An 11826-nucleotide genomic window follows, 5' to 3' on the forward strand; every position below is an offset into this window, starting at 1 on the left:
CAGCACAGCTCGTTGCCTAGTGGAATCATTCGTGACAGGCAGCTATCGGCCAAAAGCGTTCACTCCGTCTCCCTTACGAAACCGGGGAGTCTCAGTCACCGGTTTCGGGTACACCGGGCGGCCCTACACGTCCTTTTTCCTATGCTCTTGGCTTAGCACTGAGCAATGCTTCGCAGCTCACTAAAACCTAGCCTATGAGCATGCGCTGTGACGGCAACGGGAATTGAATAGGAAATAGGCACACTGAGTTCATCAGCATGTACCCGCACCAAAATTGACGTGAGGTCCGCGGGAGGAGTTATCAAAAAAACGTCGCTGCTCAGAACCTCTTCGCCTGCATGGATTTTCCCGAAATTAAACACAGCGGTTGTCCGATCAAAATCTTCCTGGACGTCGAAATGAGCATGCGCCGGATTGATAACATTCGGTACGGTGAGGTTAAATTCGGTACTCGGCAGTTCGGCCGTCTCAGATACCAATCGGAGCGTCCCTGCAGGTTCAAATCCGAGGTGAACTCTCACACTGTTTGCCGGTGCATTCCCTTTGTTTGCTACTCGAACACGAAATCCAAATGCGCCCGTTTTCTCCTGTTCGTGTACCGCCAGCTCCCGATAAAACTGTCTGTTGTTCATGACAGATTGATTCATTACATAGCCGTGTGCTGGAGCCTTGTAGTCGGGATAGTCCTCGAGCAGCAGATGTTTGTATTCGAACTGAAACCCATTATTGATCGTCGACTGATCGTCGAGCCTAAACATATCGATGCTGAGCTGCGGATTGCCTGCCGCCATTCTCTGAGCATCGATTGCGCCCATTTTTGCGATCTGTTCCGGATCCGCAATTGTTGTTGACGAGCCACGGCGGACGTATACGGCGTTCTGATCAACATTCCCAAATTTTTTCTTGGCAAATATCGGGCGCTCCTGCACCTCGATTGTGTAAAGTCCGAGAGACTGGTTTCTGTAGGTGACGGGTCTGTAGGAGAAAACTATAGGTCGGTTCGTTTTGGTGTTTATGAGCTCTTGAAGCCTGGAATCATCGGGATGGCGGTCTACAGGAAAAATTGACTGATCTTTGTTATCTACCCCGATCAAAATATATGCCGGTTCAGACCGCCAGGTATTGCAGAACGCAAGGATATCTTTGAGCAGCTCGCTTTTGGGGATGGGATCAGCCCCGTCAGTTATGTACCCCTGCCTTTTGTAGTCCAAGGTGATGCCTTCGCCGGTATAAAGCAGCCGTTCAATCAAATCTTCATCGGTCATTGCAGCACCATGTTGAAAAAATCAGAGATCCCCCACATTCCCTATCGGCGAGGGAGCTTCTTTGTCACAAAGTAACCAGTGGACTTTTCATACGTCACATCCTTACAGGATGGGCACTCGATTTCAGTGCTCGTGGGCCTGTCAAAGCCGTCACCATTGTTTTCAACAATCTCAAACTTTTCGCCACATTTTTCACATTTTTTTGTACGCATAATTTCGTCTACTCTCAAACTATTTTCCGATATCTGATCACGGGGAAGCTGCTTCGAGCGTCAGCTGCGTTTGGGACAACCGCCCTGTTCCTGCTGCCAAAGCCCGCGACGGCAGGCTGACGGTGCAGCTGATGTTCCGTGGTTAACGCCTTTCTCCTGATCTAGCAGAAAAAAACCAGGCTAAACCGATAAGTAAGACCGAGAGAATCGTTGCCAGCGCATGTAGCAGAGAGGCGAACCAGAAAATTGGCGCACCATTGCTATGCCAATCGGTAATCGGAAGCTCCGTAATCACAGATTTTGGTTGGCAAGCTGCAAGCGCGTTATTGAATGCCTCCGCACCTAGTGCTCTCATGCTCTGGAGATCGGCCTTAGGGCATGCGGTGAACGAAGGAAGAGTTGTTTCAAACTTCGTTACATAGCCGTCAAAGGGAAAGTGAAGCAACATCACCAAGATCGACGCAGCAAGTGTTACAAGCAAAGCAACCCGCTGGTGTGTATTAATAGCAGAAGTTCTTTGCATAGCGTTTTCCTTTGTTTCAAAGCTGCATTTGCAAAGCGTTCAATGACTGTCCCGGCCAGCTAGATTGGGAAATGAACGCTTTCCAGTGCAGCCCAAGAGGATGGCCAGATTCCCATCAGCTTTTGATTCTTTCAAAACAAACCACTTCCAGATCCCGCAAGGCGTAAAAATGGGCCTGGTTCTCCAGAACAGCTTTTCGGACTGCTCGGATAGCAGAGCTTCTTGAAACGCGAAAGCAGAGCCAGCAAAGAAAGGCGCCGATCAAGCACCACCACCAAGCCATCAGAAACGCCATAGCAACACCCGCAATAAGCGCAAACGGCGCGGCGATGCCACAAATCGGACCAAGCGCCCCTGTCTTAAGCCCGTTGGAAGCTGCGCGGAGTGCTAGACCACGATCCACGTACAACCCCAATTCGCCTCTGTCGTATGCTTGAATTGTATCCGCCCACGACATTGAGTTTGCCCTCGACCGCTCACCGAACAGGTTTCTTTCACTCATCCGACATTCCTTCGTTTTGGCGGACGCGAAATTGGGCGTCCCTTTACTGCCTCGGCCCAGCGGTTCGACGGCTGATCCGGGACGTTGCTGGTCTTTTCCTATGCGTCCGCAATTTCGGCTCGCATGATGGCTATCTTCGGTACTAGTCGCTTACGAATTCCATCAATCAATTCGGTTATCTGTTCACATTCTTCTTTCGTAAAACGCCAGAATGGTGCACCACGCAAATCGGTGAGCGCCTTAGAATCTATGCGCCAAGGCTGGACTTTATGGTGCTTGCTGTCCGAATGTGCATACACCTCATGGCGAAGACCCATCATCCGCTTATGCAGAGCTGCCGCGCCGTGATCTTCTGGCAAAAAACATGCTGGAAGACTCGGCCACCCGTAGCTTTTGGTGAATGCCCTCGCATAGCTAACAACAAGTGCCGTCACAAATGCGGATTGCTGAATGTAGATAGAACCACGCCGCTCCCAAGGCGCAGAGTGCCAACCTTTTTTCAGTAGATGTTGAGCGTATTGGCGTGCGATGCCCAAATCTTCGGCGGCAACATAGAGACGCTCATACAGCCTCTGCTTTTCTTCATTCATGGCCGATGCAATGTCCAAGCCTTTTCCCCAACTACACTACTTAGACGTACTCTTGAGCCTCAGCCCAATCGAGCAGTTCGTCGAGATTCGACAGCGACTCTTTAGCATCATCGAGGCCTTGTTCTGCCGCCAAAAGCAAGTACTTCTTCGAGTTTAGCAGGGTATCCCGACCCGACTCTGACAGCCTGCCACCCCCGGCTCTGATGTCAGCGGATGCGACGCTCATCAAGTGTTTGGCTAAGTTGTATTGGGTGTCCGCATCGCCCTGGTTGGCGGCCATTTCGGAGTACCTGACAAAAAATTCGCTCAGGTCTTTCAAAATCACGTCGTTGGTCTCTCGTTCCATCATGTCCAGATAGAACTGGGATAAAAAAATCTGACAAATGTGGTTGCCCTTGTCTGCCTCAGACCTCAGTACCTGACCAGCTTTGGCATTGCCCTCGGTCGTCAAGAGTTCCTGAATATCGGCAACCGTTCTAATTTTTCTTCTGAAAAACCCAAACATTTCAACTCCCTTTTAATTTTCCCTATCATTCCGAAGGTGTTCCAGGCCCCCCTACCAAAGGTAGGGGAAGAGGAACTCGATTGAGTGCCGCGAAAGGTTCAGGGATACCGGCCTGCGTCCGTCGAGGATGATCAAACCCTCCTTTGCCATCTGGCTCAACAGACCCCGGGTGGTGCGCTCCCCAACGCCAAGGCTGGCCTGCAACTCGGCACGTGGCTGGTCGCCCATATGGAGCAAGGTTTTGTAAACGTTCCTGGCCTCGATCCGGAGCTCTGGCAGTGCATTGCCCTTGCCATCTGAAAGCGCGCCGCGACTGCGCATCTCGAAGTACACATCGATCCGTTCGCCCAGCTTTTCCGGATCAAGCTGCGCGCTGAAGTACTGAACCTGGTCCAGCGCAGTCTCGGTGAAGTACCGGGTCCAGCGCATCAGACCGCTATCCGACAAGATGCCGCGACCGTCCTGGTCGCCTTTCCGAGGGTGGTCGGCTGCATTGAGCATGTCGTAATACACCGTGGTGTTTCTGGCGAAGCCACGGCTCATCGACCACAACCCATAGCCGCCAAAACCAGAGGCCTTCAGGTACTGGTCGGTGAACAGACGCCCTGTGCGGCCGTTTCCGTCCATGAAGGGGTGGATCCACATCAGCCGGTGGTGCGCTGCAGCGGCTGCGAGGAAACGCGACAGCCCGTGAATCCGATCCAGTCGGTAAACTCGCTCGAATTGGCCAAGGTGGGCCTGCATCTGCTCAGCGGTCGGGGCGATATGTTGGCCAACCTTGACGCCGTACTCGCGGAAAACGCCGGGAACCATACGGATGGTGTCGCCTTGTTCGTTAACTTGGATATCCAGCATTTCCTCTGGCACACCGACGTAGAACTCGCGGTGCAGGCGCGAGATGGTGTCCCGAGTGCAGACATCGACCGGGTCGATCGGGTCGTCGGTGAGGCGGCGCTGCGCTTCAATGTGGCGCTTGATCTCCAAGAAGTCCTCGCTGACTTTGACCTCCTGGGGCGCGTCTACAACCTGTTCGGCGCGCAGAATGTCAGCCGGTACTGTGGAGTTACCCTCGATCTTGTTGCTGTAGTACGAATTCACCACACGCAGTAGGTTGGTCATCGGCACGCGCAGCGGGCGCGGGATCTTGCCGTGGAGTTCCGCATCAAGGCGCATGACCTTGACGATCTGATCCTGTAGCTCTTCTGAAGCCTTGTCTTGGGGAATATATGGCGTGAATGACATTTGCCGCTTACCTACCTTGCGCTATGCCCTATAAATAAAGGCCTAAATCAATTTTACGGCGATTATTTTGCCGGTTCGCTTGCCGGTATTGTAACACTGACTTTTTAAAGCATTAGGAACAATTAACAGTCTTAAGTGCGTCCTCAAAAGCCTTCCTGATTGCATCCTGATCTACGTTCAAACAGGGCCCATTAGCGCCGCTAACGTCGCGAATTAAGTCGATCCATCAAAATAATCGATTACCAAATTGCTGCGCGACGTTTCGCCTGTTTTTTTCGTTCACGTTTTGTGCCGTCAAGTCGGTAGCGGCGAACGCACTTTTCATTCTTTGCCGAAAAGGGCTCTTGCCATTTTCTGCATGCGCCCCTTGTTCCCATGCTGCTCGGACAGGTTGGTGTAGATATTTGGGAGGCGTTCCTTGAGCTTTGTTACCTGGGAAGCGTACGTGTCTTTATGTTCATTAGAGATTTTCCACTCAGCGAATTGAGACGCTCTTGAATCTATAAAACTCGCTGCGGATCTTGTGCCCTCAGGGTCACTGTTCATCTGCAGTAGTATCTGAAGAAGGCGTTCCTCCTCTTCAGGTGTTCTAGGAGTGATGTTCGGTAACAGCTCGCCGTATTCGCCCAAGATAAGGATTGAGGCCTCAACAGAGACCTTGAGATCGTACACAAATGGCCGAAGCATGGTGCCAATGATGGCGCGAGTGTCTCCTTCAAAGAGGTTGAGCAGTAGCTTTGAATTCTGAATGCTCGTGGAGGACGGTTTGGCGAACGTGGCTTGTTTGACTGCAGCTGTAAGCCAGGCCGACACGGCTTGGTGAGCTGACGTCTCACCAGAAAAATCGATTTTGTTGTCAATCATGTATCTCAATACAGTTCGCTCATTGGTGCTGGGAGCTTCAATGAGATTCATCCATCCAGAAGCATCAATACCCGCCCCAAAGCTCCGATCAAGTATGGCGGCTCGCAACTCCAGCAACTTGGCGTTGGACCCCTCAAGGGCGTGGCTCAAGAACAGCGTATCGATATCTGAGAGCGCCGGTACTTTCTCGGATGCCAAGTTGAACGAGGTGAACCATTCAAGGAACTCATTATCCGTTAGGTCGTAGCCACTTAGCCTATCCGCAAGGGTCGAATAGGACTCATAGACGTGGCCAGAGGCAACGTTTCCGATGGCTCCAACCTTAATCAGCCTAGACAGAATCGGTGCCACTAGGTGTGCAGACTCATCTTCAATCGTCAGTTTGAAGAGGTTTTCAGAGATGATCGCTGCCCGAACCAACGCGTACAGATATTCCTGCTCGGCTTCAAAAGCCTCCTTGATGCCTGGAATCTCGCTGAGCGGTACACCCGTGTTCAGCCTCATGTACATGACTGCAATTGAGACTTTGATGCGGTTGGATTTCACGTTAGGTAGATGCTGCAGAATCAGCTGCGGCATCGCGCTGGAAAGCTTCCCGAACAGGGCTGCTGCGAACCAGACCCTATGTTCGGCAGGGTTCAAATCAATTGCCGTCGTAACTGCCGCAGTAGGCTCAACACCTATGAAATATGGCCTAGGGGTAGTGGTCAGTCTTATATGGCCAAAATAGGCTGTGAAACATGGCAGCCAATCGCTTTCATCGAGTGGAACTCGATTTAGGGTTGCATGTTCAGTTGCTGCGAGTTGCAGGACCGCGTCCCTCAAACCATTGTCGTTGAGGCTAATTTTACTCGTATCAATCTTTTTGAGATCTGGATCGGGCATTACCATATGGAACAACAGTTCAGCGCCACCCATGGTCGAGGGTTCAAATGGGGCGTTTACAGAATCCAGGTAGCTGTCGTACTTGGAAATGGTCTCTGTATAGCCTTCAGCAGAGTCTGGATCATAGGCCTCTTCCATCATTTCTTCGAACGCAGTTTTGGAAGTCGCCAGTGCCCTCTCGAAGATGTCTCCGCGCAGGCCTAACCCAATCAGCCCCTTGATGGAATCAAAGTAACCGGGATCTGTGCTTACCGTTTCCAGCTGATCCCCATTTCCAAATTTCGCACTCACGTGAGGGAGCAGGTCATCAATGCTGCACCCTTCCATTTGAGACGCTTGATGGAGGGTTTTCAGAAGACTGACCGGGGAAACCGGTGTCTCCAAGCGGCGAACAAAAGAGTCCTTAAATCCAAAGTAAGGAACGAGTGCGGCGAGCCTTTTGCCGTCTTGGGAGTCGATAGCATCTTCAAGTGGCTGGTCGATAAGTTCCGCGATGGCGATATCCGAAGATGTCTGGAAATGGATCTGCAGGATCTGGATGGGCCAGCCCGTCTTCATGTCCTCTCCCAGGAGTGCCTTCAGGGAGCGCTTGGTTTTATCGATGTTTAGCGCCACGGTTTGGGCGGCTTCATCTTCAGCTTCTGTGGTGCTCTCAGTGCTCTTATCGACCGTCGGAGCATCTGGGTCTCTCAGCATCGCCTCGATGGCCACGCCATTATATTTGCAGATTGCCAGATAGGCAGCGATGCAGACTATGCTTGGTCTATCTGCAGTGACCAGCAGTGTGGTTGCGATGTCGTTGATGAATCTTTTCTGTAGGCGAGGAGTTACCAACCCGCCAGCCATGGGGCTATGACGCTGGAGAATTACGCTGCACGCATCAGCATCCAACAAGTTGGATGCACCGAAACTCTCACCCCAAAGTTTCCTGAATGCATCTTTCCAGCCGGATGTGATGATCGGCGGGGTACGAAACACCACAGGGAACTTCTTGGCGATGAAGTCCTTCGAGTCGTAGCTTTGCTCGTTTTCCCCATTGAGATATTTGGACACCTTTGTGGAACAGAACGGCACTATGACACTGAGATTTTCCTCGCCTGTGACGGACGTGAAAATTTCTAGATCGCTCCATACCGCTCGCAGGACATCCCTTGGCAGCCTGTCCAAGTTATCGATCACAATGATGATGTGGTAATCCTTCACTGCATGCAGCTGCTTCCGCAGCGCCTGCTTCAAATCGAGAGGGCTCACCTCTTTGCTGACTTCGATAGTTTCAGTGATTCGATCATCTGAACTGCCTTTGAGCAGACTGGCCAAGTTCCAGCGTTTCTTAGGATCCTCTTCTCTTCGGCTGGCGAGATACGCGAACAGAAGAATAATGCCAGGCGCTGTGCACGCCAGCACATAAAGAGCATGGAGCCATAGGGCTAGAGAATCGCTGGCATGAAGGCGAATTAGATAGTCACGAATAAAGGTCGGCGTAAGTACACCGCTTGCGATCAGTAGCACTGCCCAGATACTGATATGACTGCGGGTGTCCTTCGTGTAGCTGTAGTGCCGACCTAAGGCGATGTCGCGGCTAGTTTCGACCTCCGCGATTTGCTTTTCTCGCCCCAATGTCTTGAGCAGTTCCGTGACCTGCTCGGTCAATTGTTGGATAAAATTGCTTTTGATCGAGCCTTGATAATTCTGCTCGCAGTCAAAGAGCCACAGCTTCGTTTTCGACTTCTCCGTATCGATCTTCTTTTCGAGCATCTGAAGGATCGAACTCTTCCCTGAACCGAATTCACCGTCCAATCCAATCACTCGGTGATTGGTTTTAGGCTTTAGATAATCATGCATCGCTTGAGCCACGCGGTCGTGACTCTCGCCCTTGAAAACATCGACATCGGACGGGCTTTCATTTTGGAAGTTTAGGTTGTTCATCAGTCCCTTGCACCTCTGCCTACCAGCACCACATGGCCAATTGCCGCCAGCATACGACTTTGACGGTAATTTGCACCAGAGTAGCCAGGTAGCCAGGTAGCCAAGTAGCCAAGGGATCTCTCTGTAAGAACAAGCGTCAATGTCCATAGGCACCCATTTACTTTGGGCGTCCGCAGTATGCAACTTATTCTTATTGGTGGAATACCTCTCAATACCTGACCGGATATCACCCCATCATGTAGAAATTCCCTGTGTAGGAACTGCCTACAACAGCCAGAGACTGGTCGGCTGTCAGGCCGCCATCGCTGGCAAGCCAGCCCACACAAAAAATGAGTACCCCCCAAACGCGGCGCATGCCGCCCCACTCAACACAATGAGCGTTAGCTCAAGTACCGCTTTTGACCTTCACCACTCAACACAATGAGCCTTAGCTCAAGTACCGCTCTTGACCTTCACCACTCAACACAATGAGCGTTAGCTCAAGTACCGCTCTTGACCTTCACCACTCAACACAATGAGCGTTAGCTCGAGTACCGCTCTTGATCTTCACCACTCAACACAATGAGCGTTAACTCAAGTACCGCTCTTGACCTTCACCACTCAACACAATGAGCGTTAGCTCGAGTACCGCTCTTGATCTAGAGCGCCCGTCGGAAGGCTGAGTGGAGGGATTGATCCGGGGGTGGGAGCGCAGCGACCGTTTGGCGCAGCCAAATGCATCGAGAGGAGGTGCAGCGAAGCAAACCGTAGGCGATGCGCCCGGATCAATCCCGGAGCGAAGGAACCCGAGCCTAAGCGAGGGCCGTACGTCAGGGCACAGACCTTTGGTTACTTTGGGGCGTTTGCCAAAGTGACCCGCCGTAAGGGCGGAACCCTAAGTCGCCATCACCCAAAAAAACGGATCCACCAAAAATCAACCGCCCCAATAAAAAAGCCCCGACCAATCGGCCAGGGCTCCCTATCAAACCTCAGTCAAACATCAGAACTTCTTGATGTCAGCCTGACTCTCCAACTGCTTACGATACGCCGCAAAGTCCTGCTGACCTTCACGCGACGCCAGGAAGCGACGGTACTGAGCCTTCTCTTCATCAGTCGGCGCAGCCGCTTCGTTGACGCCATTCAGGCGCACGATCATCAGGCTGCCATCCGGCAGAGTCACACTGCTGAACGTCGGCTTGTCCTTGGCAGCCGGCTTCGGCATGCGGAACAGCGCTTGCAGCACCGCCGGATCAACCCCTTCCTGACCACGAGTGGCCGCTTCGGTGGCTTTCCAGCTTTGGCCATCAACAGCCTTGTCCAGCGGGGCCTTGCCTTCACGCAGATCAGCGATCAGCTTCTCAGCCTTGGTCTTGGCAGCAGCGCTGGCGTGCTCTTTGGTCAGCTGGGTGCGAATCGCCGCACTTACGCTTTCCAGAGGCAGTTGCGCAGGCTTCAGATGTTCCTTGGAGCGCAGCACAATCACGGTTTCCGGATCCAGCTCGATGGCGGTGCTGTTGGCACCTTCATCAATCACCTCAGTGCTGAATGCGGCAGTGACCACGGCGCGGTTCGCCGCAACACCTTCACCACCTTCGCGACCGAACGGCTTGGAGGTGTGCACGGTCAGCTTCAGATCCGCCGCTGGCTGAGCCAGGTCGGAAGCTTCGAACGCGGAGTCTTCCAGTTGCTTGGTCGCCTCGACGAAACGCTGCTCGACCTGCGCCGCTTTCAGCTCACGGGTCAGTTTGTCTTTCAGGCTGGCCAGGGTTGGCACTTCTGGAGCTTCAACACCCAGCAGCTTGATCAGGTGATAACCGAAGTCGGTGCGCACCGGCTCGGACACCTGGTCTTTAGCCAGCGAGTACAGGGCTTTTTCGAAAGCTGGATCGTAAACACCAGGACCTGCGTAACCCAGATCACCGCCATTGTTGGCCGAACCCGGATCCTGCGAGAACTCTTTGGCCAGCGCTTCGAATTTCTCGCCCTTGGCCAGACGCGCCTGGACTTCTTCGATCTTCGCCTTGGCCTGCGCTTCGGTGGTCTTGTCGTTCACTTCGATCAGAATGTGCGCGGCACGACGCTGTTCCGACAGATTGGCGATCTCTTTCTGATACGCCGCTTGCAGGCCTTCGTCTTTCACGGCGACCTGATCGAAGAACGAAGCCTTTTTCAGCTCCAGGTAATCGATGACCACTTGATCCGGGGTCATGAATTCCTTGGCGTGTTCGTCGTAGTAAGCCTTGACCTCGTCGTCGGTCAGCTTCACCGCGGCTGGATCAGCCTTGATGTTCAGCGTAGCGAAATCGCGGGTCTGTTTTTCCAGACGGGCGAATGCCAGCACTTCAGCATCGGTGACAAAACCGCTGCCCGCCACACCGGCGCGCAGTTGGCCGATCAGCATTTCCTGAGCCAGCATCTGGCGGAACTGCATACGGCTATAACCCAGCTGACGAATCACTTGGTCGAAACGGTCAGAGCTGAACTTGCCATCCACCTGAAACTCAGGCGTCTGCAGGATCACCTGATCAAGCGCGGCTTCGGAGAAAGCGAATTTCGATTGTTCGGCGCCTTGCAGCAGCAACTTGCGATCGATCAGGCCCTTGAGCGCCGATTCGCGAAGCATTTTTTCGTCGAGCAAAGAAGCATCGAAGTCCTTGCCCAGCTGTTGCATCAACTGACGGCGTTGCATATCAACGGCCTGGCTCAGTTCGTTCTGGCTGATTTCTTCACCGTTGACCTTGGCCGCTTCGTTAGAGTGCGTCGTGGCCTTGAAAATGGCGTCGAAACCGGTCAGAGCCATCAGTGCAACGATGACCCCGATAATGGTCTTGGCAATCCAGCCTTGTGAATTGTCCCTGATATTCTGCAGCATGCGTCCCCCAGAAACGGTTGAACTTCAAAAATTAGGCAACCGTGGAGCGTGGGTAGAATCCGGATAGAAGAAAGGCGCATCCGAGGATGCGCCTTCTCGTAACTGGCGGAGCGGACAGGGCTCGAACCCTCGATCCCGGCGTTACAGGAAGCTGTTCCAGCGACCTGCTCTACCGCTCCGCTGCCAAGTCAGGCATGACCCGACCCGGATGGGTAAAAACCTGAAACTTAGTTAACCGCTTCTTTCAGTGCTTTACCGGCTTTGAAACCTGGCTTCTTGGCAGCAGCGATTTCCAGTGTCTTGCCGGTCTGCGGGTTGCGACCAACGCGAGCTGGACGATCAGTTACGGAGAAAGTACCGAAACCAACCAGGACAACAGAGTCGCCAGCCTTGAGAGCGCCAGTGACGGATTCGATTACAGCGTCCAGCGCACGGCCAGCAGCAGCTTTCGGGATATCAGC

The 11826-nt window shown here is 52.9% G+C and carries 9 protein-coding genes; all 9 read right to left on the reverse strand.

Features of this window, described 5'->3' with window-relative positions; translation table 11 throughout:
* Nucleotides 1-152: 152 nt before the first annotated feature.
* Nucleotides 153-1265: a helix-turn-helix domain-containing protein gene (locus ACIOWE_RS13590; protein ID WP_401392045.1), complete on the reverse strand. Its 1113-nt coding sequence runs from the start codon at nucleotides 1263-1265 to the stop codon at nucleotides 153-155.
* Between the two features lie 354 nt (nucleotides 1266-1619).
* On the reverse strand, nucleotides 1620-2000 hold the full coding sequence (locus ACIOWE_RS13595; RefSeq protein ID WP_401392048.1) for a hypothetical protein: 381 nt from the start codon (nucleotides 1998-2000) through the stop codon (nucleotides 1620-1622).
* A gap of 115 nt (nucleotides 2001-2115) precedes the next feature.
* Entirely contained in the window at nucleotides 2116-2502 is a 387-nt protein-coding gene (locus ACIOWE_RS13600; RefSeq protein ID WP_401392051.1) for a hypothetical protein, read from the reverse strand.
* 98 nt (nucleotides 2503-2600) lie between these two features.
* On the reverse strand, nucleotides 2601-3110 hold the full coding sequence (locus ACIOWE_RS13605; RefSeq protein WP_401392054.1) for a hypothetical protein: 510 nt from the start codon (nucleotides 3108-3110) through the stop codon (nucleotides 2601-2603).
* A 22-nt stretch (nucleotides 3111-3132) separates the two neighbouring features.
* Nucleotides 3133-3597, reverse strand: coding sequence for a hypothetical protein (locus ACIOWE_RS13610; RefSeq protein WP_401392057.1), 465 nt, complete (start codon nucleotides 3595-3597; stop codon nucleotides 3133-3135).
* A 51-nt stretch (nucleotides 3598-3648) separates the two neighbouring features.
* Nucleotides 3649-4839 carry a Fic family protein gene (locus ACIOWE_RS13615; protein ID WP_401392060.1) on the reverse strand — a complete coding sequence of 397 codons (1191 nt, stop codon included), beginning with the start codon at nucleotides 4837-4839 and terminating at the stop codon, nucleotides 3649-3651.
* A 321-nt stretch (nucleotides 4840-5160) separates the two neighbouring features.
* Nucleotides 5161-8514, reverse strand: a complete 3354-nt coding sequence (locus ACIOWE_RS13620; RefSeq protein ID WP_401392063.1) for a P-loop NTPase fold protein — start codon at nucleotides 8512-8514, stop codon at nucleotides 5161-5163.
* 979 nt (nucleotides 8515-9493) lie between these two features.
* Nucleotides 9494-11365 carry a SurA N-terminal domain-containing protein gene (locus tag ACIOWE_RS13625; RefSeq protein ID WP_401392066.1) on the reverse strand — a complete coding sequence of 624 codons (1872 nt, stop codon included), beginning with the start codon at nucleotides 11363-11365 and terminating at the stop codon, nucleotides 9494-9496.
* Nucleotides 11366-11592: 227 nt separating this feature from the next.
* Nucleotides 11593-11826: HU family DNA-binding protein (locus tag ACIOWE_RS13630; RefSeq protein WP_401392068.1), on the reverse strand; the 234-nt coding region annotated here is incomplete at its 5' end.

The sequence above is a fragment of the Pseudomonas sp. NPDC087598 genome (genome assembly GCF_044743525.1).
GTDB lineage: Bacteria > Pseudomonadota > Gammaproteobacteria > Pseudomonadales > Pseudomonadaceae > Aquipseudomonas.

What these genes read in the sequence shown, in the direction of transcription:
- ACIOWE_RS13595 (WP_401392048.1), bottom strand. Translation starts at nt 2,000, where the DNA reads ATGCAAAGAACTTCTGCTATTAATACACACCAGCGGGTTGCTTTGCTT.
- ACIOWE_RS13615 (WP_401392060.1), bottom strand. Translation starts at nt 4,839, where the DNA reads ATGTCATTCACGCCATATATTCCCCAAGACAAGGCTTCAGAAGAGCTA.
- ACIOWE_RS13590 (WP_401392045.1), bottom strand. Translation starts at nt 1,265, where the DNA reads ATGACCGATGAAGATTTGATTGAACGGCTGCTTTATACCGGCGAAGGC.
- ACIOWE_RS13620 (WP_401392063.1), bottom strand. Translation starts at nt 8,514, where the DNA reads ATGAACAACCTAAACTTCCAAAATGAAAGCCCGTCCGATGTCGATGTT.
- ACIOWE_RS13600 (WP_401392051.1), bottom strand. Translation starts at nt 2,502, where the DNA reads ATGAGTGAAAGAAACCTGTTCGGTGAGCGGTCGAGGGCAAACTCAATG.
- ACIOWE_RS13610 (WP_401392057.1), bottom strand. Translation starts at nt 3,597, where the DNA reads ATGTTTGGGTTTTTCAGAAGAAAAATTAGAACGGTTGCCGATATTCAG.
- ACIOWE_RS13625 (WP_401392066.1), bottom strand. Translation starts at nt 11,365, where the DNA reads ATGCTGCAGAATATCAGGGACAATTCACAAGGCTGGATTGCCAAGACC.